Annotated in this window: 21 protein-coding genes, 1 pseudogene and 1 riboswitch; of the genes and pseudogenes, 14 read left to right on the top strand and 8 right to left on the bottom strand. The window is 64.0% G+C overall.

Features of this window, described 5'->3' with window-relative positions; genetic code table 11:
- Nucleotides 1-453: cbb3-type cytochrome c oxidase subunit I (locus A2J03_RS27020; RefSeq protein ID WP_197480995.1), on the bottom strand; the 453-nt coding region annotated here is incomplete at its 3' end.
- A gap of 153 nt (nucleotides 454-606) precedes the next feature.
- Nucleotides 607-1,083: a DUF6764 family protein gene (locus tag A2J03_RS27025; RefSeq protein ID WP_068380542.1), complete on the bottom strand. Its 477-nt coding sequence runs from the start codon at nucleotides 1,081-1,083 to the stop codon at nucleotides 607-609.
- A 237-nt stretch (nucleotides 1,084-1,320) separates the two neighbouring features.
- Here A2J03_RS27025 and A2J03_RS27030 point away from each other — a divergent pair, with 237 nt between their 5' ends.
- Nucleotides 1,321-2,241 carry a DUF4349 domain-containing protein gene (locus A2J03_RS27030; protein ID WP_082898117.1) on the top strand — a complete coding sequence of 307 codons (921 nt, stop codon included), beginning with the start codon at nucleotides 1,321-1,323 and terminating at the stop codon, nucleotides 2,239-2,241.
- On the opposite strand, the gene A2J03_RS27035 is transcribed toward A2J03_RS27030, so the two are convergent.
- Complete coding sequence (locus tag A2J03_RS27035) at nucleotides 2,238-2,702, bottom strand: tRNA (cytidine(34)-2'-O)-methyltransferase (protein ID WP_197480996.1); 465 nt, start codon at nucleotides 2,700-2,702, stop codon at nucleotides 2,238-2,240. The genes A2J03_RS27030 and A2J03_RS27035 overlap by 4 nt on opposite strands.
- 33 nt (nucleotides 2,703-2,735) lie before the next feature.
- Between A2J03_RS27035 and A2J03_RS27040 the strand changes: the two genes are divergently transcribed.
- The 3 genes from A2J03_RS27040 to A2J03_RS27050 are packed head-to-tail and all read left to right on the top strand — an operon-like array spanning nucleotide 2,736 to nucleotide 4,528.
- The gene (locus tag A2J03_RS27040) at nucleotides 2,736-3,344 is read left to right on the top strand and encodes a pentapeptide repeat-containing protein (RefSeq protein WP_068380502.1); all 609 of its coding nucleotides are present in this window, start codon (nucleotides 2,736-2,738) and stop codon (nucleotides 3,342-3,344) included.
- Nucleotides 3,345-3,381: 37 nt separating this feature from the next.
- Complete coding sequence (locus tag A2J03_RS27045) at nucleotides 3,382-4,248, top strand: bifunctional methylenetetrahydrofolate dehydrogenase/methenyltetrahydrofolate cyclohydrolase (protein ID WP_197480997.1); 867 nt, start codon at nucleotides 3,382-3,384, stop codon at nucleotides 4,246-4,248.
- Between the two features lie 4 nt (nucleotides 4,249-4,252).
- Entirely contained in the window at nucleotides 4,253-4,528 is a 276-nt protein-coding gene (locus tag A2J03_RS27050) for a DUF3017 domain-containing protein (protein ID WP_068380509.1), read from the top strand.
- A gap of 13 nt (nucleotides 4,529-4,541) precedes the next feature.
- Here A2J03_RS27050 and metX read toward each other — a convergent pair whose 3' ends face one another.
- Together metX and A2J03_RS27060 are read right to left on the bottom strand one after the other, a co-directional pair.
- The gene (metX, locus tag A2J03_RS27055) at nucleotides 4,542-5,699 is read right to left on the bottom strand and encodes a homoserine O-acetyltransferase MetX (RefSeq protein WP_068380524.1); all 1,158 of its coding nucleotides are present in this window, start codon (nucleotides 5,697-5,699) and stop codon (nucleotides 4,542-4,544) included.
- Nucleotides 5,696-7,033 (bottom strand): bifunctional o-acetylhomoserine/o-acetylserine sulfhydrylase, encoded by a 1,338-nt coding sequence (locus tag A2J03_RS27060; RefSeq protein ID WP_082898118.1) that lies wholly within the window; start codon nucleotides 7,031-7,033, stop codon nucleotides 5,696-5,698. The genes metX and A2J03_RS27060 overlap by 4 nt, the downstream gene beginning before the upstream one ends.
- A 174-nt stretch (nucleotides 7,034-7,207) precedes the next feature.
- A riboswitch (SAM riboswitch) is annotated at nucleotides 7,208-7,336 on the bottom strand.
- A gap of 237 nt (nucleotides 7,337-7,573) precedes the next feature.
- On the opposite strand from A2J03_RS27060, the gene A2J03_RS27065 reads away from it, so the two are divergent.
- Nucleotides 7,574-8,929, top strand: coding sequence for an MFS transporter (locus A2J03_RS27065; RefSeq protein WP_231912730.1), 1,356 nt, complete (start codon nucleotides 7,574-7,576; stop codon nucleotides 8,927-8,929).
- Here A2J03_RS27065 and A2J03_RS27070 read toward each other — a convergent pair.
- Entirely contained in the window at nucleotides 8,926-9,963 is a 1,038-nt protein-coding gene (locus A2J03_RS27070; RefSeq protein WP_068380527.1) for an iron-siderophore ABC transporter substrate-binding protein, read from the bottom strand. The two genes, A2J03_RS27065 and A2J03_RS27070, sit on opposite strands and share 4 nt — an antisense overlap.
- A gap of 129 nt (nucleotides 9,964-10,092) precedes the next feature.
- Entirely contained in the window at nucleotides 10,093-12,159 is a 2,067-nt protein-coding gene (locus tag A2J03_RS27075) for an ArnT family glycosyltransferase (RefSeq protein ID WP_082898119.1), read from the bottom strand.
- 161 nt (nucleotides 12,160-12,320) lie between these two features.
- On the opposite strand from A2J03_RS27075, the gene A2J03_RS27080 reads away from it, so the two are divergent.
- The 9 genes from A2J03_RS27080 to yhjD all read left to right on the top strand — a co-directional run bounded on the left by A2J03_RS27080 (nucleotide 12,321) and on the right by yhjD (nucleotide 20,402).
- Complete coding sequence (locus A2J03_RS27080; protein ID WP_068380530.1) at nucleotides 12,321-12,995, top strand: response regulator transcription factor; 675 nt, start codon at nucleotides 12,321-12,323, stop codon at nucleotides 12,993-12,995.
- Nucleotides 12,992-13,978 carry a HAMP domain-containing sensor histidine kinase gene (locus A2J03_RS27085; protein ID WP_231912731.1) on the top strand — a complete coding sequence of 329 codons (987 nt, stop codon included), beginning with the start codon at nucleotides 12,992-12,994 and terminating at the stop codon, nucleotides 13,976-13,978. The genes A2J03_RS27080 and A2J03_RS27085 overlap by 4 nt, the downstream gene beginning before the upstream one ends.
- A 128-nt stretch (nucleotides 13,979-14,106) precedes the next feature.
- On the top strand, nucleotides 14,107-15,645 hold the full coding sequence (locus A2J03_RS27090) for a DUF4153 domain-containing protein (RefSeq protein ID WP_082898120.1): 1,539 nt from the start codon (nucleotides 14,107-14,109) through the stop codon (nucleotides 15,643-15,645).
- 60 nt (nucleotides 15,646-15,705) lie between these two features.
- Complete coding sequence (locus tag A2J03_RS27095) at nucleotides 15,706-15,993, top strand: DUF6412 domain-containing protein (RefSeq protein ID WP_068380532.1); 288 nt, start codon at nucleotides 15,706-15,708, stop codon at nucleotides 15,991-15,993.
- A gap of 65 nt (nucleotides 15,994-16,058) precedes the next feature.
- Nucleotides 16,059-16,370, top strand: a complete 312-nt coding sequence (locus A2J03_RS27100; RefSeq protein WP_231912732.1) for a DUF6412 domain-containing protein — start codon at nucleotides 16,059-16,061, stop codon at nucleotides 16,368-16,370.
- An 81-nt stretch (nucleotides 16,371-16,451) separates the two neighbouring features.
- Nucleotides 16,452-17,375 carry a membrane protein insertase YidC gene (yidC, locus tag A2J03_RS27105; RefSeq protein ID WP_068380558.1) on the top strand — a complete coding sequence of 308 codons (924 nt, stop codon included), beginning with the start codon at nucleotides 16,452-16,454 and terminating at the stop codon, nucleotides 17,373-17,375.
- A gap of 16 nt (nucleotides 17,376-17,391) precedes the next feature.
- Nucleotides 17,392-18,237 carry an exodeoxyribonuclease III gene (locus A2J03_RS27110; protein WP_197480998.1) on the top strand — a complete coding sequence of 282 codons (846 nt, stop codon included), beginning with the start codon at nucleotides 17,392-17,394 and terminating at the stop codon, nucleotides 18,235-18,237.
- A gap of 45 nt (nucleotides 18,238-18,282) precedes the next feature.
- Complete coding sequence (gene trpS, locus A2J03_RS27115) at nucleotides 18,283-19,323, top strand: tryptophan--tRNA ligase (RefSeq protein WP_082898121.1); 1,041 nt, start codon at nucleotides 18,283-18,285, stop codon at nucleotides 19,321-19,323.
- A gap of 53 nt (nucleotides 19,324-19,376) precedes the next feature.
- Nucleotides 19,377-20,402, top strand: coding sequence for an inner membrane protein YhjD (gene yhjD, locus A2J03_RS27120; RefSeq protein WP_068380540.1), 1,026 nt, complete (start codon nucleotides 19,377-19,379; stop codon nucleotides 20,400-20,402).
- 4 nt (nucleotides 20,403-20,406) lie between these two features.
- Here yhjD and A2J03_RS27125 read toward each other — a convergent pair.
- Nucleotides 20,407-20,971, bottom strand: a pseudogene (locus A2J03_RS27125) (D-alanyl-D-alanine carboxypeptidase family protein); the annotation flags it as partial.

Raw genomic sequence — 20,971 nt, forward strand, 5'->3', positions numbered from 1 at the left:
CCCGAAATCAGCAGCACCACCGGGAGTGATGAAGCCGGCCGAGGCGATCAACGCACCGAACAGGTACAGCCAGTACGAGAACGCGTTCAACCGCGGGAACGCCACATCCGGGGCACCGATCTGCAGCGGAAGAATGTAGTTCGCGAACCCGAACACGATCGGCGTCGCATACAGCAACAACATGACCGTGCCGTGCATCGTGAACAGCTGGTTGTACTGCTCGTTCGACAGAAACTGCATCCCCGGCACAGCCAGCTCCGCGCGCATCAGCAACGCCATCAACCCACCGATGAGGAAGAACGCAATAGACGTTGTGATGTACATGATCCCCAACATCTTGGGATCAGTCGTCGTCACCGCCTTGTGAAGAAAAGAACCCTTCGGTCCCATCCGCGGCGGAAAAGGTCTCGCCGCTGCAACAGCGGGAGTCGGCCTAGGCGCTAGGGCAGTCACTGATCCTCCTGGGGATGCGGTGGGGACATCGTAAACCGGAGAAGGCTCGAGTTACTACCTTTGGTCGTAGATTGCGGCGGTTTCACCGACCCGACGCCTTTCAGCCCTGCCGTTCGAGAAACCGAGCGGCAGGGCCGAAGAGTGCGAGCGGGATCAGTTGCCGAATGCGCAGAACTGGCCGGACGAGAGATTCAGAGCGAGCGACCATTGCCCGACGCAGTCGACACCGGCGGCTTCGGCGGTCGCGCCCGACCCCCAGCCCGCGATGGCGATGGTGGTATCTGCGTTGTCGGCCCACGAGTGTGCGATGCCTCCGCCCAGTGCACCGGCGTACGCAGTACCACCCGCGCGCGACGCGCCGAGAGCAGTTCCGTAGCCCGTTGCGAGAGTCGAGGTGTTGCCCGCACCCTCGGCGACGCTGACGGCGGTGCCGCTGTCGGTGGCGGTGGCACTTGCACGTGCCGCGTCGGCCGCAGTGGCGCCGCAGCTCGCCGTCCCGTCGACCTGAATGTCGTTTGCCGACGGAGGGGACACGCAGGATACCGGCGCGGCCGAGGCAACGCCTGTCCCGAGGATGCCGGCAGTTGCGATACCGCTGCCGATGACGAAAAGCGCTGCGGTGCGGGTGATTCGACTACCGATGCGGTGGAAGGAGCCATCCTGGGCGGAGCGGACGAGCGTGGAGAACGAGGGCGAAGCGGAGAACAACAGGGGGCTCCTTCAGGGAAACGAATTGTGTCGGTGCGGCACACCGTACCCCGGTTCCGACCGGAGGTCATCAGTGAATCTTCCCTATAGATGTAACAATTCGACGTTCCCACGTCACAGCTCCTCCTCGGGCACCCAGTTGCTCTAGCATCTCCGAAGATGAAGCGCTGTCTGATTGCCGCACTGGCCGGGATCTTCCTTTTTCTCGCGGGTTGTAGTGGTTCGAACGGCACCGCCGACGCGCCTGCCGTCGACTCGTCGATGCCGGCCTCGGGTATGGAATTCTCTCCCGAGGCCGGGAGTGTCGTCCGCGATCAGGCTCCGCAGCCTGCGGAGCGCAAAGAGGTTGTGACAGGCCAGATCTATGTGACCGCCGCCGATCCCGTGCAGGCCGCACGCGATGCAGTCGGCATCGTGGAGACGGCAGGCGGGCGCATCGACAATCGCACCGAGAATCCGGAGACCGACAATTCGCCCGCGAGCAGTTCCCTCACCGCCCGCATTCCGGCCTCCGAACTCACCGGAACCGTCTACCGCATCGAAGCGCTCGGCAAGGTCACCAGCGTCAGCATCAGCCGCGACGATGTCACGATGCAGTACCAGGATCTCGATGCTCGCATCGCGGCGCTGCAGTCCTCGGTCGATCGGCTGCGAGCCCTCATCGCAGGCGCCACCAACACCGCGGACCTGATCGAGGCGGAGTCGGCGCTGTCCAGCAGACAGGGTGAGCTCGACAGTCTGACGTCCCAGAAGAACTACTTGGCCGATCAGGTGGATTTGTCCACCATCACTGTGCAATTCAGTACCGACGACGTGACGCCGTCTCCTGGCCCCGACAGCTTCTTGGACGGCCTGGTGGCGGGGTGGAACTCGTTGCTGGATGCACTCCGAGGCAGCGTCGTCGCACTCGGGCGCGCCATCCCGTGGGTCGGTGCGCTCGTGATCGGTGCCGGGCTGGTGTACGGCGTCGTTCGTATCGTACGAGCAAGGACGCACCCGACGTCCAGCGCACCGGCTCGCGGGCTGGACGAAGCGGACGAAGCAGGGGAACCGAACGAGGCCAAGGATGCACAGGCCTAGACGCTGCCCTCGAATCCGTGCTGACGCCACGCCTCGTACATCACGACGGCTGCAGCGTTGGCGAGGTTGAGGGAACGTCGACCCGGGATCATCGGGATGCGCAATTTGTCGGTGACGCGTGGATCGTTCAACACGTTCTCGGGCAAGCCGGTGGGTTCCGGCCCGAAGAGCAGAACGTCGCCGGGGAGGTAGTTCACGTCCGTGTGGAACCGCGTCGAGTGTGCCGTGTAAGCGAACACACGATCGGGTTCGAGCGCGTCCCATGCCGCCGACAGATTCTCGTGCACCGTCACCGACGCCAGGTCGTGGTAGTCCAGCCCTGCACGCTTGAGTTTCGGTTCGGACATGTCGAAGCCGAGCGGGCCGACCAGGTGGAGCTCGCACCCGGTACCTGCGACGAGGCGGATGGCGTTGCCGGTGTTCTGCGGAATCCGGGGCTCGAAGAACATGAGTCGAAACACCCGGCTCACTCTGCCATCACCGCCGAAGGAAGGATGGTGCAGGTGGACGACGAACAGATTGTCGGCGAGGATTTCTCCGACGCCCAGCTCGACCAGCAGCAGTGGAGCGGGCGCAATTACGTGGCGTGCAACTTCCGTGACGCCGACCTCAGTGGTGTGAAGACGACGTCCGTAGTGTTCACCGAATGTGACTTCACCGGGACGGATCTCACCGAATCGGTCCACGTCGACTCGGCATTCAGGTCGTGCACGTTCACCCGGACGAATCTTCAGCACAGCGTTTTTCGCCGGTCCACGTTCATCGGGTCCACCTTCGACGACTGCCGTATGCGGCCGGCGACATACGACGAGGTCGACTTCACGCTCGTCGGAATAGGGGGCGCGGACCTCCGTGGAGTAGACCTGAGCGGCTGTCGGATGGTCGAGGCGAATCTGGTGGACACCGACCTCCGCAAGTCCGTGTTGACATCGGTCGATCTGTCCGGTGCCCGGGCCACCGGAGCGAGACTCGACAACGCGGACCTGCGTGGCGCGCGTGCCGACGTGAACCTGTGGGTCGCCGCATCCCTCACCGGAGCGAAGATCGAGCTGACCCAGGCGGTGGCGTACGCGCAGGCGCACGGGCTGTTCGTCGAGGGTTGACGAACCTGTCGCGATGCCGCCCTGGAACAATGTCGATGTGACTGCAACGATTCTGGACGGCAAAGCCACCCGTGACGAGATCTTCGTCGACCTGACCCGGCGAGTGGAGACACTGCGCGCCAGCGGCATCGTTCCGGGATTGGGGACCGTGCTGGTCGGCGATGACCCGGGTTCGGCCGCGTACGTGCGTGGCAAGCACAACGACTGCGCGAAGGTCGGGATCACTTCGATCCGACGCGACCTTCCAGCCGATATCAGCCAGGCCGATCTGGACGCCGTCATCGACGATCTCAATGCGGATCCAGCGTGCACCGGCTACATCGTGCAGTTGCCGCTACCGAAGCACCTCGACGAGAATGCTGCGCTCGAACGCATCGACCCCGACAAGGACGCCGACGGCTTGCACCCCATCAACCTCGGCCGGTTGGTGTTGGGTAAAGACGCTGCGCTCCCGTGCACTCCGCGTGGAATCGTCCACCTGCTGCGGCGCTACGACGTCGCGATCGCCGGCGCTCATGCCGTGGTCATCGGCCGCGGTGTCACCGTGGGGCGCCCGATCGGTCCTCTGCTGACTCGCAAATCCGAGAATGCGACCGTCACGCTGTGTCATACGGGCACCACAGACCTGGCCGCCGAGGTGAAACGCGCGGACATCGTCATCGCGGCGGCAGGAGTGCCGGGAATCGTCACAGCTGACATGGTCAAGCCGGGCGCGGCCGTTCTCGACGTGGGAGTCACCCGAACGGACGACGGTTTGCGCGGGGACGTTGCGGCGGATGTCGCGGACGTCGCTGGGTTCCTCTCACCCAATCCTGGAGGCGTCGGACCACTCACCCGCGCTTTCCTACTCGCAAACGTGGTGGAGCGAGCGGAACGGGATCTGCTGGCGCGGACTGCGGTCTGATCCGATGCGAAATCAGATCCGCAAGAACCTGCCCCTGCTGGCCGTACTCGTCGTTATCGCAGGGGCGTTGGTTCTCGTTGTTGCGGATCGGTGGCGCCGTGGATCGTTCGTTCTCGGGATTGCGACGATCCTGGCCGCGGGATTTCGGTTGTGTCTGCCCGAGAATCGCGTCGGCCTGCTGGCGGTGCGCGGGCGCGCCTTCGACGTGTCGGCGCTGGCGCTGGTGGGTGGCGCCATCGTCTTTCTGTCGTCGTCGATCGACCCGCTCGGCACGGATTGATCGAACGTACGTGTCAGACGGTCCGCTCTACACGAGCGGACCGGGCGTGCGCCATCGTCTCGCCGAGAAGGGCAGCCACCGCTCCGGCCTCGGTGAGAAAACCGTCGTGACCGTCTCTGGACTGAATGACTTCGAGACCGCGGCATTCGGGTAGGCCCCGAGCGATCTCCTTCTGTTGTCTCAGCGGATACAGCCGATCGGAGTCGACTCCGCCGACGATGGTGGGCACGGTTGCCAGCGCGAGTGCTGCGTCGATACCGCCCCGCCCTCGTCCGATGTCGTGTCTGTTCATCGCTTCGCTCAGCAGGACGTACGTGCTGGCGTCGAATCGGTCGGCCAGTTTGGTTGCCTGATGCTGCAGGTAGCTCTCGATTGCGTATCTGCCGCCGTTCCAGGGGTTTTCGTCCGCCTGAGCGGAGTTGGAGAACCTCAGATCCAGTTCGCTCTCGGTGCGATACGTCAGGTGCGCGATGCGTCGAGCAATTTTCAGTCCGGTTCGGGGAGTTCGGCCGGTTCCGTGATAATTGCCGCCCTGCCAGTCCGGATCGGAGACGATGGCGTCGATCTGGGTCGTCTGAGTACCGATCTGATCTGCCGTCGCGCGGGCACCGACGGCTAGGACGAGCGCCGCGCCCACTCGATCGGGGTGGCCGACGATCCACTCCAGGGTCCGCATTCCGCCCATCGATCCACCGACCACCGCCGCGAAGCGCTCGATCCCGAGGACGTCGGCGAGTGCAACCTCCGCCGCCACCTGGTCGCGGATGGAGATCTCCGGGAACCTGCTGCCGTAGTGCTTGCCATCGGGAGCGAGAGAGCTGGGGCCAGTGGTGCCGCCGCACCCGCCGAGGACGTTCGACGCGATGACGCACCACTCGTCCGTATCGATCGGTGCGCCGGGGCCGACCATCCCGTTCCACCAACCGGGCAGAGCATGGTCGGCATCCGCCGGACCGCTGACGTGGGAGTCTCCGGTCAGAGCATGCTCCACCAGCACGACATTGTCGCGATTCGGTGCGAGCTCGCCCCACCGCTGCACCGCGACGGTCACCTGAGGAAGCGTGGCGCCACTTTCCAATGCGAGTGGGCCGATGTCGATGTTGCCGAGCCGTCCGTCCGGCGGCGGGAATCCCGCCGCCGGACGGACGTCGTGCACAGAGCCGATGGTCAAGATGCCGCCGCTGCGAATCCGCGTTCGAGATCGGCCAGAATGTCGTCGATCCCCTCGATGCCCACGGCGAGCCTGACCAGTCTCGGAGTGACTCCCGAGGCGAGTTGCTCCTCGGGTGTCAGCTGCGAGTGAGTCGTCGACGCGGGGTGGATGACCAGTGAACGCACATCACCGATGTTAGCCACATGACTGTGCAGGCTCAGTGCGTCGACGAACTTCTTGCCTGCGTCGACTCCGCCCGTCAATTCGAAGGCAATGATCGCGCCCTGTCCCTTGGGCGCGAGCTCCTGCCCGCGCTGGTACCACGGCGACGACTTCAGGCCTGCGTAGTTGATGGATTCGACGTCGGCACGAGCTTCGAGGAACGCCGCGACCTTCTGCGCATTCTCGACGTGTCGTTCCATCCGCAGGCTGAGTGTTTCCAGGCCCTGGCTGATCAGGAACGCGTTGAACGGAGACACCGCTGCGCCGATGTCGCGCAGCAACTGGACCCGTGCCTTGAGCGCGAACGCAGGCGCGCCCAGGTCGGCGAACACCACACCGTGGTAACTCGGGTCCGGGGTGGTGAAGTTCGAGTGGCGCCCTTGCGTCCAGTCGAAGGTGCCACCGTCGACGATGACTCCTGCGATCGCGGTGCCATGCCCACCGAGGTACTTGGTAGCCGAATGCACCACGATGTCGGCGCCGTGCGCGAGCGGTTGGATCAGGTACGGGGTAGCGACCGTGTTGTCGACGATGAGCGGAATTCCCTGCTCGTGCGCGACCGCCGAGATGCCGGGGATATCGAAGACGTCGTTCTTCGGATTCGAGATCGTTTCGCCGTAGAACGCCTTCGTATTCGGCTTGATCGCGGCCCGCCACTGCTCGAGATCGTCGGGATCCTCGACGAACGTGACCTCGATGCCCAGCTTGGGAAGGGTGTAGTGGAAGAGATTGTAGGTTCCGCCGTACAACCGCGGGCTCGACACGATGTGATCGCCGGCTTCGGCGAGGTTGAGGATCGCAAAGGTCTCCGCCGCTTGCCCCGACGCCACCAGAAGCGCCGCGACGCCGCCCTCGAGCGCCGCGATGCGCTGCTCGACGACGTCCTGCGTCGGGTTGATGATCCGGGTGTAGATGTTGCCGGGCTCGGCAAGCCCGAACAGAGCAGCAGCGTGATCGGTGTTGTCGAACGTGTACGACGTGGTCTGATAGATCGGGAGCGCGCGCGCCTTGGTGGCGCCGTCGGGAGTCTGCCCGGTATGAATCTGTTTGGTTTCGAAGCTCCACGATGCGGTGGGATCTTCGATGGGGGTGCCTGTTGCGTCTACGACGTCAGGGGTGCTGTCGGTCATGGTGTTGATAACTCCGTCTTCGAAGAATGTGTCAGGGTTCGAATCGGCTCTCGGCGGGAAAGCCGGGGCGGGATGTATCGAGACAACAACACATGGGGGACCTCCTCCTCGGGCACGCCGCATTCCGGCGTGCTCCGTCAGTGGGTCCGCCGACGAAAGAAACCAATTCGAGCGGACCCGCGCTTGTTCTCCGGCTACACGTTCTCGTGTAGCCGACTAACCCGGTCGTTCACCCGGGGCACCCCACCGCGGTTGGAGGGTTGCCGGCCAGCAAGCCGGGGCTCGATGCTGGCACTCATGACCTGGCGTGAATCCTAGCGGGGACGGGTAGATCAGGAAACAACGACACCACCGGTAGTCGCCTCGGCGCTGTGACCTGCAGTGGAATGGTCATCCTTCGGCGGCATCGAGTGAGGTGAGGACAATCACCGTCGATCTGTCCGAAATCCACGTGGATCCGGGATGACAATCGATCCGAGGGACGTTCCCTACTGGGTTCGTCCCTTTTTCATGCCCCGACTTAGACAAGGTTGTTCTGCTGTGACTGTCACCGATTCGGCTTTCGCCAAGAATGTCAGCGCTGTGCGCGACAGGGTGTCGAACGGGCCGAGCGCCAGTCACAGACCGCTCTCGACCCGCAGGCGTCTGGCCATGCTGGCGCTGTCGATCGGCGGCTTCGGAATCGGTACCACCGAATTTGCATCGATGGGGCTGCTACCGGACGTCGCGCAGACGATGGGCATCTCGGAGCCGTCCGCCGGACACATGATTTCGGCGTATGCGCTCGGTGTGGTCGTCGGTGCGCCTGCGATCGCCACACTCGCCGCGCGAGTTCCGCGGCGAGCGTTGCTCATCGTGCTGATGGTGGCGTTCACGCTCGGCAACCTCGGCACAGTGTTCGCACCGAGCTTCGGTGAGCTGGTGGCATCGAGATTCGTCGCCGGTCTGCCGCACGGCGCGTACTTCGGGATCGCGGCTCTCGTAGCTGCACATCTGGCCGAGCCCGGCAAACGCGCCAAAGCCGTTGCCATGGTCATGATGGGTCTGTCGATTGCCAATGTCGTCGGTGTACCGATCGCAACGTGGCTCGGTCAGGCGCTCGGGTGGCGAAGTGCCTTCGCCGTCGTCGCCGTGATCGGCGCGCTCACCGTGGCTGCGCTGATCGTGTGGATGCCTCGTCTCGACGGAATGCCCACGACCAATCCGATCACCGAACTCGGGGCCCTGCGTCGCGGGCAGGTGTGGATGACGTTGTTCGTCGGCATGGTGGGCTTCGGCGGCATGTTCGCGGTCTACACCTACATTGCCTCGACGCTCACCGACGTCGCAGGTCTGGCCCGTGCGCTCGTGCCCGTCGCGTTGATGATCTACGGCCTCGGCATGGTCGCGGGCAACTACGTCGGCGGGTGGCTGGCCGATCGCTATCAGTTGCGGGGAACATTCGTCGGTCTGGCCTCGATGGCCGCGTTCCTCGCGATGTTCGTGATCGCAGCGCACAATCCGGTCAGTGCGTTGATTCTGGTGTTCCTGATCGGTGCTTCAGGGTCGTCGGTGATCCCTGGATTGCAGACCAGATTGATGGATGTCGCCGATGACGCCCAGACGCTGGCGGCGTCGCTCAACCACGCGGCGTTCAACCTCGCCAACGCCATCGGCGCAGCGCTCGGCGGCGCGGTCATCGCTGCAGGATTCGGCTACACGGCTCCGGCCGCGGTCGGTGCGGTCCTGGCGGTAGCCGGCCTCGCTGTCCTTTCGACCGCGATGTGGATGCAGCGCCGAGCCGACGCGAACGCTGCAGGACACCGCTCGACCTCCCGCCCGTCCGCCGAGATCGAAGTTATGCCGCGAATGTCGTCCGATTCGACGCACAACCTCGATTTCGGCGAATGTGTCTAGCCTGTGGTGGCTGCGCCGTCGCCCGCAAGGGTGCTCGCGAACGCGGGAGTCAGCTTGTCGATCACGTAGGGAAGGCTGAGCACGCTGGTGAAGTAGATCGCGCCCGCGGTGACCCCGTCGGTGAAGACGAGCTTGTTGTCCTTGACCGCGTCCAGGTTCTGGTAAACCGGCTCCTGTTCGAGAGCAGTGCGATCCGCCGGTGATTCGGTACCCCACAGCAGCACGTCCGCAGAATTGAGAACCGACAGGTTTTCACGCGGGATGTTTGCCTGCCCGCCGCCCTCGGGCGGTGCGAACGCGTCGATCTCCGACGGAACTACGAAGCCCAGATCGGTCATGAAATCGGTGCTGAGCCCATCCTGGTACGCGATCGCTGCGCCGTCGTAGAACGCGTTCTGCAGGAAGACGGCCTTCGTCCCGACGAACTCGGGATGCTCGGTCTTTGCTGCGGCGAACTGCTCGTCGATACTCGCAATGAGATCTTCTACTTCCTCCTTCTTGCCGAGCGCGGTACCGATGTTCGTGGCTTGTACATCCCACGGCTCGAAGAATCCGGTGTAGTCACCGGAATGGGCGAGTGTCGGCGCGATGTCGCTCAGGGTGGTGTAGCTCTCTTCGTCCATGCCGGCGTTGGTGCCGATGATCAGATCCGGGTCGAGAGCCGCGATTCGCTCGTACTGGAATCCGTCGTCGGCGCTGAGCACCTCGGGTGTCGCATCGCCCAGTGCTTCCTGTGCCCACGGCCACGTCGCGTACGGCTGTTCGCCGTACCACTCGGTGACCCCGACCGGCTTCACACCGAGGGCGAGCAGGGTGTCCTGCTCGGTGTATCCGACGACGACGACGCGCGTCGGTTCGGCGTCGATGGTGGTCTCGCCGAACGCGTGCTCGACGGTGACGGGGAAGGCGCCGCCCGAACCGGTGTCGCTACCGGAGTCGGCAGTGTCGTCGGACGAGTTGGAGCAGGCAGAGAGGAGCAAAGCCGCCGCAACGGCTACGGCTGCGTACCGAGACGATCGCGTGGTTCCGACCATGAAGGGCCCTTTCGAGGAGAGTGTGGGCGGAGCCTGCGTCTCCCGCAGGCTCCGCCCCGTCCGGCTTAGGGTAGCCGACCCTCATTCATTCTCGTGGAGCTACCTTTACGTGGTCGCGACGTGGTCCGATCAGCTCGGATCCAAGTCGTACACGGTCGTCGATCCGATGGTCTGTGCGGTGAAATTGGCTTCGACCCAGGCCAAGATCTCCGAGTTACTCCCCGGCGCACCCATACCGCCGGCGATGTAGTACCCGATATCTCCCGCGGCCACCCAGTCTTGGAACTGCTGCATCGTCGGAGCGGGGTCGCCGCTCCACCCTCCGATGGCCATGATTGCGGTTCCCGAGGCAACTTCGATCTCGGCGGCCGACATGGATCCGGCTGTCGCCGCCGCCCAGCGGTTGTCGGCGTTCTGCAGAAGCGACACGAGTTCGGGATCGGTGGCGCCCATGCTTCCGGGTGCGCCCATGCTTCCCGGTCTGCCCATGCTTCCGGGTGCGCCCATGCTTCCGGTGGGCGGCGCAGCTGCATCCGATGCGTCCGAACCGTTTCCGCCCGTCGGAGCCGACGGCATTCCTCCTGGACCGCCCATGCCGCCCATGCCGCCCCTCTCTTCACTGCCTGCAGGTCCGACGCTGGGGACCGGCCCGGTGTGCGAAGTCCCTACGGTGGCCACGGCATAGGCGCCGGTAGCTCCGAGGCCGGCAAGAACCGCTAGCGTCACCACGGCGACCGTCAGCTTCCGGACCCGGTCGACGGCCAGCAGCGCGAGACCGACAGCCGCCGCAATCGCTGCGACAAGAACGATCCACTTCAACGCGGGAAGCCAGGTCGAGTTGCGGTTCAACAGCACCCATCCGGATATTCCTGCAGCGAGGACGATCGACGACAACCCGAGACGAGCCCACAGTCGATCGCGTTCGATCCATAGTGCGTAGGCGCCGGTGCCGACCAATCCTGCGATCGAGGGGGCGAGTGCGACGGTGTAGTACTCGTGGACGATTCCCGACATGTAACTGAAGATCAGCCCGGTGACGAGGAACCAACCACCCCAGAGGATCAGTGACGCGCGAATCAGGTCGGTACGTGGGGCTTTGCCGCGGGCGATGAATCTAAGAACCAGTGCGATCAGTGCCGCTGGAATCAACCACGCGATCTGGAACCCCATTTCGCCGCTGAACAGGCGATCGAGACCCGTCGAACTGCCGAAGCCCGGTATGCCGCCGCCACCGCCGGGACCTCCCATGCCGCTGGGCATGCCCCCGGGCATCGTGCCGCCGGGCATACCACTCGGCATACCACTCGGCATGCCTCCGGTCATGTCGCTTCCTGATGCGCCGCCTCCGAGGCTCTGGCCGAAGATGCGTCCGAGCCCGTTGTAGCCGAGGACGAGATCCATGACGGTGTTGTCCGTCGAGCCGCCGATGTACGGGCGCGAATCGACGGGCCACACGATGGTGGCCACAACCCACCATCCAGCCGATACCACCAGTGCTGCTGCCGCACCGAGCAGATGCACCAGTCGCGGGATCAGTCGAGACCGACCGGCAACGAGGTAGACCAGGCCGAATGCAGGCAGCACGAGCAGGCCTTGCATCATCTTGGTCAGAAATGCGAATCCGAGTGCCACGCCTGCGAGTGCAAGCCATCCTGCGGCGCGTCGCCCGATGTCGGTGCCGATCGCGCGGATCACGAAGTAGCCGCCCAGTGTCATGAGCAGGGTGAGCAGAGCATCGGGATTGCTGTAGCGGAACATCAGCACGGCGGACGGAGTCAGAGCCAATACCGCTCCGGCGAGCAGTCCGGCGCCGGGAGAGCTCACGCGTTTGACCGCGGCATACACCAGAGCTACGGCTCCGACGCCCATCAGTGCCTGCGGCACCAGGACAGCTGCGCTCGAGAATCCGAAGATTCGCACGGACAGCGCCATCACCCAGATCGACGCGGGTGGCTTGTCGACGGTGATGAAGTTCGACGAGTCCAGAGACGCGAAGAACATGGCCTTCCAGTTCTGTGATCCGGCCTGAGCTGCCGCCGCATAGAAGGTGTTGGCGTATTCGTTGATCGTCAGATTCCACAGGTAGAGAACTGCCGTTGCGATCAGCAAGGCGGCGAGACCGAGTCGATACTTGTTGCGCGCCAACGGCCGCGGACTCTCTTCGGCCTGTGAGTGGTCGGTGTCCACTTGAGTCATTACAGTCTTCTCCCTCGTTGCGTCCGCACGAGCGTGTAGGGGAAACCGTGGGATCGGCTGGGCGCAGGCTGTGATGTTGCTGGGAGCTGCCCCGAGGATCTTCACCGAACCTCCACAATTCCTGTCCGACTCCTCCATGGGCTCCCTCTAGGGTCAGATGCATGAACCGCACCGTTCTTGTCGTCGACGACGAACCGACGATCTCCGACGCCGTCGCCGCGCGCCTACGCGGCGAGGGCTTCGACGTGGTCACCGCGTCCGACGGACCTTCGGCCGTCGAGGTGTGCGGCCGCGTTCGGCCCGACGTCGTGGTGCTCGACGTCATGCTGCCCGGTTTCGACGGCTTGGAAGTCTGCCGTCGGATTCAAGCCGACCGCGCTGTCCCGGTGCTGATGCTGACGGCCAAGTCCGACGAGACCGACATGCTGGTCGGCCTCGGCGTCGGTGCCGACGACTACCTGTCCAAGCCGTTCAGCATGCGAGAACTAGTCGCACGCGTACACGCTCTGGTGCGGCGAGCGGATCGCAGCGCTCTGCTCGAATCGTCCTCGACGAAGCTCGGTGTCATCACGATCGATCATCACGCTCGGCGAGTATCCGGCATCGATGGCGAAATACATCTGACTAGAACCGAATTCGACATCCTGCTCTACTTGTCTGGTCGTCCGGGGGCGGCCGTCGCCCGCGAGACTCTATTGGCCGAGCTCTGGGGATGGCAGGATTCGGCGAGCAGTCGAACGGTCGACAGTCACGTGAAAGCGTTGCGACGCAAAATTGGTGGCGACTTGATCCGCACGGTACACGGAGTCGGCTATGCGCTGGATGTGCCGCGGTGAGGCTCTCCGACGCGGTGCGCAAGCTTCCTCGCCCTCTCGACCCGCTCGGGTCGTTCAAGCTCAAGGTGTCGCTGATCGTGGGCATCGTGCTCGTGGTCGCCAGCGTCGTGGTCTGGATCGGCGCAGGCTGGCAGTTCCGGTACTCCCTGCTCGCCGCGCTGGTCATGTCGTTGACTGCGACGCAGGTACTTGCGCACGGCATGACCTCACCGCTACGGGAAATGACGTCGGCCGCGAAAGCGATGGCGAGAGGGGACTATTCGACGCGGGTTCGTGCCACCTCCCGCGACGAAATCGGCCAACTCGCCGAGGCGTTCAACACCATGGCCACCGATCTGGAGGCGGCCGATACATATCGGCGTGAACTGATCGGCAACGTCTCGCACGAACTCAAGACACCGATCGCCGCGCTCCGGGCCGTTCTGGAGAACATGGTGGACGGCGTCACCGAACCCGAACCGGACACTCTCGCAATTGCGCTGAAGCAGACGGAAAAGCTCGGGGATCTGGTGACCGAACTGCTGGACCTGTCACGATTGGAAGGGGGAGTGCTCCCGCTGCGTCCCGAACGCTTCGGGGTTCGCGGATTCCTCGAAGCGGTCACCTCGGAGCATCAGTGCGTCCGAATCGACGTGCAGCCACCGCATCTCGAGGTGTCGGCAGATCGGTCCAGGCTCACTCAGGTCGTCACCAACCTCATCGACAATGCCGTCCGGCACGCCCCGCGAGGCAGCGAAGTGACTATGTCGGCGTATTCCGTAGCGGGCGGAATGCGACTGGAAGTTGTCGATGATGGTCCCGGAATTGCTCGTGCAGAACACTTCTCGGTGTTCGATCGGTTCACTCGCGGCGGCGCAGTGGACGGCGGTACCGGTCTCGGGCTTGCCATCGCCAGGTGGGCAACCGAGCTGCATGGCGGCACGATAGAGGTGCTGGACCGGACCCCGGGTTGCCATATCCGGGTGCAGATCCCGCACTCTTAGATCCTCGACGCTTTCCTTCGACGCACGCTTGCGTGACGTCGGTCCTTGCCCTGCCCGAAACACAGTCCTGCCCGGAAGACGTGTCGGTCCGAATCCGGCCGAGACGATACTCATAGAGAGGTTCATCGATGAGCGCCACTGAAAAGGCTGTCGCCGAAAGTCCCGCACCGTCCGATCGTCCCGCACCGTCCGATAGTCCCGTACCGGCCGTGAGTCTGAAAGTGCCTGTCCAGCAGCACCGCTGTTCACCCTGGCCTGCCAGGGTCTGGCCAGTTGTGCGTCATGCTGCCGCTCCCCGGCATGCATTGTTCGGAGCGCTGTTGGCGGGTGTCGTCGGCTCGGTCATGCTGTCCGGCACCGGCATCGGCTATCCGATCACTGTGGTGGCGATCCTCGCGGCGGTGGCGTGCGTTCGCCCGGAACGAACGACGACGTGGCACGCTGCCGGGGCGCTGACGGTCCTCGCACTCAGTTCGGTTGCCGTGTTCCGATCGGCCGGGTGGTTGGTGACGATGTCCATGTGGTTGGCGGTGTTCGTCGCAGGCGCAGTGCTGTCGGGTTCGTGGACCTGGAGGGGAACAGCGCTCGGGGTGATGACTCCGGTGTTGGTCATGTACAGAACGGTGCGTTGGACCTCCCACGGGATCCGGCGCCTGGACACGGGTCGGGTGCATTTCGGCCGGGTCGCAGCGGTGGCGGTCGTCACCATCGTGGTTGTCGGAGTCTTCGCTGCGCTGTTCGCCGGCGCCGATCCCGCGTTCGGAAGGCTCGTCGACGAGGTCGCACCGGAATGGGATCCAGGTGTGGCCGCAGCACGAGTCATGGTCTTTCTGCTGGTGGCCGGTGGAGTGCTCGCCGCGTCGTACGTCGTGGTCAATCGTCCACGGTTCGACAGGTTGGCTCGGCCGTCGTCGAGGTCGATTCGGCTGTGGGAGTGGGGCGTTCCGCTGGCGGCACTCGTCGCTGTGTTCGCAGGATTCGTAGGCGTGCAGATCGGCTCGTTGTTCGGCGGCCAAAGTCACGTGTTGGTCACCGACGGGCTCACGAACGCCGAGTACGCCCGCCAAGGATTCTGGCAACTGCTCGCGGTGACGGCTTTGACGTTGCTCGTGATCGCGATCGTCATCGGGAAGGCGTCGAGAGCCTCTGTGGTCGATCGCGCGGCGCTGCGGATCTTGCTGGGTCTGCTGTGCACCTTGTCGCTCGTCGTGGTGGCGTCTGCGCTTCATCGGATGTCCCTGTACGAACAGCAGTACGGATACACGACCCTGCGGTTGTTCGTGACCGCGGTCGAACTGTGGCTCGGTTCGGTGTTTCTGCTCGTCATGGCGACGGGACTGAAAATGTCGGGACGATGGCTCCCGCGAGCGGTGGGCGCGGGTGCGGTGCTGACCGTTCTAGGTCTGGCGGTTCTCAACCCCGACGCCTATATCGCGCGGCACAATGTGGAGCGATTCGAGACCACCGGGAAGATCGACACACGGTATCTGTCGCGATTGTCCAGCGATGCGGCACCCGAACTCGATCGACTTCCCGAGCCGTACCGAAGTTGCGCACTCGGTGCAGAGGAGCCGTCGGGCAGTTGGCGGGAATGGAACGTGTCCGACGCGCGCGCATCCGAGCTACTCGAGCAGCGTCCGACGGCCACCTGTGCAGCGATGCCCTGAGAGGGTGGGTGCCCTGCGATAAGGTGAACCGGGAACGTCATCGATCGCGAGGAGAATGCCATGAGATACATCCATCTCGTCGCGGCGTACCTCCTTGTCCTGTCCCTGCTCGCCGCTGTCCCCGATTCCGCCGGCACAGCAGCCCTGTTCGGCTACGTGGTCACCGCGCTCGTCGTGACGGTCGTGGCCCTGGGAAGCCGGAAAGACCTGCTGCGTGCGGTATTCGGCGTCGCATACGGCCCTGACGGCGCGCAGCGTCTTCGCGGCGCGTTCCGCAGGCAGGAACGTCCCGACGAGGCAGGCCGTCCCATGCCTCGTGCTCCCGGTGCTCTGGTGGGGGCGCTCTGATCAGGTAACACCCGAGTTCCCCCCGGACCGTTCGTTTATCGTCAGTCCGCACTCCGGGAGTTCTCGTGTATCACCCACGTTCGTTCGTAGGCACCAGTCGTACCCTGACGGCGCTGGCGGCACTGTTCGTCGCAGCGCTGTTGCTCGTCGTGGTCGTCGTCGACGACCAGCCGACCGTCCATCTGGCTCTTCTAGGGCTTGCAGTCTCCGCCCTCGTCGTTCTCGGCGTTCTCGGTCCGTCGGCGACTATCGTTGCCAGGACACCGCGTCCGCACCCACCCGCCGAGGAACGACGCCTCCGCGGGGGATTCCGTCGCCAATACCGTCCCGACGCACCGGGGCGCCCTATGCCGAGAGCACCTGGATCGGTCTTCTGACCGGTCCCGCGACCCGAACTCCGGGCGCCGTCGCCGGTCGAGCAGATCCATTCGACCGACTACTTCCAAGAGGTGCTTCTCGTGCTCGATTTCGTCTATTACCCCGTGTCCGGAATTCTGTGGATCTGGCACACGATCTTCGGATCAGTCCTCGGCCCGGACAACGGGATCACGTGGGCGCTGGCCGTCGTGTTTCTGGTGTTCACGCTTCGGTTGGCGCTCTACAAGCCCTTTGTCCGGCAGATTCGGACACAACTCACGATGAAGAAGCTGCAACCCGAGATCAAGGCGTTGCAGAAGAAGTATCAGGGTGACCGGGCCAAGCAGGCCAGCGAGATGCAGAAGCTCCAGAAGGAGCACGGGTTCAATCCGTTGCTCGGATGCCTTCCGCTGCTTGCGCAAGCACCGGTGTTCATCGGTCTGCTGCACGTGTTGAGATCGTTCAACCGTACGGCCACCGGGTTCGGCCAGCTCGGTATGTCTGCGCAGGACAACGCGAACACCCCGAACTACTTCTTCGGGGTGGACGATGTGCAGTCGTTTCTCGACGCTCGCCTGTTCGGTGCGCCCATTTCGGCCGCAATCAGCAGTTCACAGGACACGTTGGATTCGTTCGCCCCGTTCGGTGGAGTTCCGACGGTAGTGACCATCGCGCTGGTGGCGATTCCGTTGATGGTGATGGCAAGTGTCGCTACGCATTTCAATGCACGCGCGTCCATTGCTCGCCAGGACGACGTCGCGCGGAGCAATCCGCAGACGGCCATGATGAATCGGCTGATGCTGTGGGTGTTTCCCGTAGGTGTGCTCGTCGGCGGTCCGGTCCTGCCGATCGCGGTGCTGCTGTACTGGGTGAGCAACAACATCTGGACATACGCTCAACAGCACCTGGTGTACCGACGCATCGACGAAGAAGACGCACGCGCAGCGCACGAGGAACGTGCGTCGAAACCCGAAGTGCGGGTGACCGCTCCCAAGCCGGGAGCCAAACCGAAGCGTCGCCGGTGAACCTGCTTGCTGTGTGATGTCGGGGCTGTCGGTGCCGTCGACTACGGTGCTGTGCGTGCATATCACCGTGTCCACAGTCAATGTCAACGGAGTTCGCGCGGCTGCCAGGAAAGGGATGCTGCCGTGGTTGGAGACAACAGACGCAGATGTCGTCTGCCTGCAGGAGACGCGTGCAAACGACGGAGAGTTGACCAAGGCTCTCGCGCCGGCACTCGACGCGGGCTGGCATCTGGCGTCGGCGGAACCGTCGGCCAAGGGTCGAAACGGTGTTGCGATTCTCTCCCGTACGGCGCCGGACGCCGTGCGGGTGGGGATCGGCGCCGCGGAGTTCGAGGAATCGGGCCGCTACATCGAGGCGGACTTCGGTGACGTCACCGCGGCCAGCCTCTACCTGCCTTCGGGGGAGGTAGGCACCGAGCGTCAGGACGAGAAGGAACGATTCATGGCGGCGTTCGCGAAGTACCTCGCCAAGGTCGCCAAAGCCGCGAAGGCCGCGGATCGAGACGTCGTCGTCGGTGGGGACTGGAACATCGCTCACACCGAGAACGACCTCAAAGCGTGGAAGACCAACCGCAAGAACTCGGGGTTCCTGCCCGAGGAGCGCGCGTGGGTGTCGGCTCTCCTGGCCGAGAAGAGCCAGTGGACGGACGTGGTCCGCCACCTGCATCCCGACGTCGAGGGTCCCTACAGCTGGTGGTCGTACCGCGGCAAGGCCTTCGACAACGACGCGGGGTGGAGGATCGATTACCAACTCGCGACGCAGGCGCTCGCCGATCGTGCGAAGGACGCCGTCACCGAGCGCGCCGCGGCCTACGACCAACGCTGGTCCGATCACGCTCCGGTGACGGTCCGCTACCGCTAGAGCCTGGAAGAAAAGACGTTGCCGCGTCGTGAAAAGATCATGAGCATGTCTTCCTCTTCTCCTACCGACGCACCACAGGGACCGCGCCAGCGCGTCCTGTCCGGCATCCAGCCGACGGCGGACTCGTTCCACCTCGGCAACTACCTGGGTGCCGTGCGTCAGTGGGTGGCATTGCAGGACGACTACGACGCGTTCTACTTCATTCCGGATCTACACGCCATCACGGTGCCGCAGGATCCCAAAGCGCTCCGGCATCGCACCAGGATCGCGGCAGCGCAGCTCCTGGCCGTCGGTATCGACCCGAAGCGTTCGACGCTGTTCGTGCAAAGTCAGGTCCCCGAGCACGCTCAGCTCGCGTGGGTTCTCAACTGCATCACCGGTTTCGGCGAAGCCGGACGTATGACCCAGTTCAAGGACAAATCTGCCAAGCAAGGGCGCGACCAGACGTCGGTCGGTCTGTTCACCTATCCGGTTCTGCAGGCCGCCGACATCCTGCTCTACCGGCCCAACCTTGTGCCGGTCGGTGAGGATCAACGTCAGCACCTCGAGTTGACCCGCGATCTTGCGCAGCGATTCAACACCAGATTCAAGAAGACATTCGTCGTTCCGGACGCACACATCATCAAGGGCACTGCCAAGATCTACGACCTGCAGGAGCCCGCGTCGAAGATGAGCAAGTCCGGCTCCAACCCGGCCGGCATCGTGAACTTGCTCGACGACCCCAAGGTGACGGCGAAAAAGTTCAGGTCGGCGGTCACCGACAACGAACGTGACATCGTGTTCGATCCGGCCAACAAGCCGGGCGTCAGCAATCTTCTCGTGATCCAGTCCGCGCTGTCGGATCGGTCCATCGAGGACCTCGTCGCGGGATACGAGGGCAAGGGCTACGGGGACCTCAAGTCCGACACAGCAGATGTGTTGACAGAGTTCGTGACTCCGCTCAAAGCCAGCGTCGACGAGTACATGGCCGATATCCCCGAACTGGACCGCATTCTCGCCGACGGCGCGGATCGGGCGCGGGAGGTAGCGTCACGAACGTTGGCGCAGGTGTACGACCGGGTGGGGTTCTTGGCCCCGCTTCCCTGAGAACAGCTCATACTGGTTGCCGGGGGACCGACAGCAAGGGCCTACTTTTAGGAGTGATTGACGTTCCTGACTTCGGCGCAATACTGCAGGACCGTCGGCAGAAGTGGCCGTGGTTCGATCACACGGTCCGTGCCGCATCGCGGTACCAGGCACAGAAGGGCGACTATTACGCCGCGGGCATGACGTATTTCAGTGTGCTTGCATTGTTTCCGCTGCTGATGGTTGCTTTTGCCGCCGCTGGTTTCGTGTTGGCCGGGCAGCCCGAGTGGCTCGATCAGATCAGAGACCAGATCGCACAGAACGTTCCGGGAAGTCTCGGCGAGACGATCAATTCGCTGATCGACACCGCGGTGGAGTCGAGGACAAGCGTCGGCGTCCTCGGTTTGCTCGGCGCGTTGTATGCAGGTCTCGGATGGATCGCGAATCTTCGGGAGGCGCTCACCGCCATGTGGGAGTCCGTTCACGAGCGTGGCGGCTTCGTAACGACGAAGCTCAAGGATCTGGCCGCGCTCTTCGGTCTCGGTCTGGCGATGGCGTTGTCCCTCGGGCTCTCCGCGTTGAACGGCGGATCCGTCATGCAGTCTCTTCTGCGGCTGCTGAAACTGGACGAAGCACCTGGTGTCGGTGTGCTGCTGCGGATCGTCTCGGTATTGTTGGCGCTTGTCGCGACGTGGGCGGTGTTCACCTGGGTCATTTCGCGGCTTCCGCGCGAACCGGTCCCGTTCCGAAGCGCAGTCAGGGGTGGGCTGATAGCGGCCGTCGGCTTCGAGATCTTCAAGCAGATCGCGGCGATCTACCTGAGCTCCGTGACCAACGGTCCGGCCGGGGTCGTGTTCGGTCCGATCATCGGCCTGCTGGTGTTCGTGTTCACGACGTCACGATTCGTGTTGTTCGCCACCGCTTTCGCTGCGACCACTCGCGAAAGCATGGCGTTGGCGTTCGTGCCGCCACCGGAACCGGCAGTCATCACCACTCGCCTCGAAGTCAACGACGGTCCGAGTATCGGCGAAGGAATCGCGCTCGTCGGAGCAGGTGCACTTGCAGCGATCGGGTTGGGATTTCTGGGACGAAGACGCTGACCGATCAGCGCTTTCGGCTCAGCTGACGGGCCCACAGCAGCAAGCCGAGCACCACGAGTGCGCCGAAGATTCCGATTCCCACGCGGATTGCGGTGTCACCGCCGGATTCGAGTGCGGATTCGCGCTCGCTGGACCCGGACGTCGCGCTCGGGGGAGACGCAAGGGTGGGTGCAGCGGTACGCGTTCTCGTCACCTCGCCTACGGACTCGGGCTGGACCAGAGTGCCCACGCTCGTGCCTGGCGGGAGCGCGAAACCGTAGTCGAGGAGCCGAGCGGCCTGCTCCCACGGTCGGACGGGCAGGACGTCGCCCAGCATGATCGTGACGGAGAGGCGCCGACCGTCTTTGGCGGCCCCGCCGACGAACGTCTGTCGGGCGTCGTCGGTGTATCCGGTCTTACCGCCGAGTGCACCCTCGTAGTTGTAGAGAAGCTGGTTGTCGTTCGACAGAGTGAAGCCAGGACGATCCATATCGTCGGGAATGGCAGGGTCCTTCGGAAATCCGGGGAACTGCACGGTCTCGGTCGAGATGAGCTCCGCAAATGTCGGATTCTGCATGGCCGTGCGGAAG

This window comes from Rhodococcus sp. EPR-157 (genome assembly GCF_001647195.1).
GTDB lineage: Bacteria > Actinomycetota > Actinomycetes > Mycobacteriales > Mycobacteriaceae > Rhodococcoides.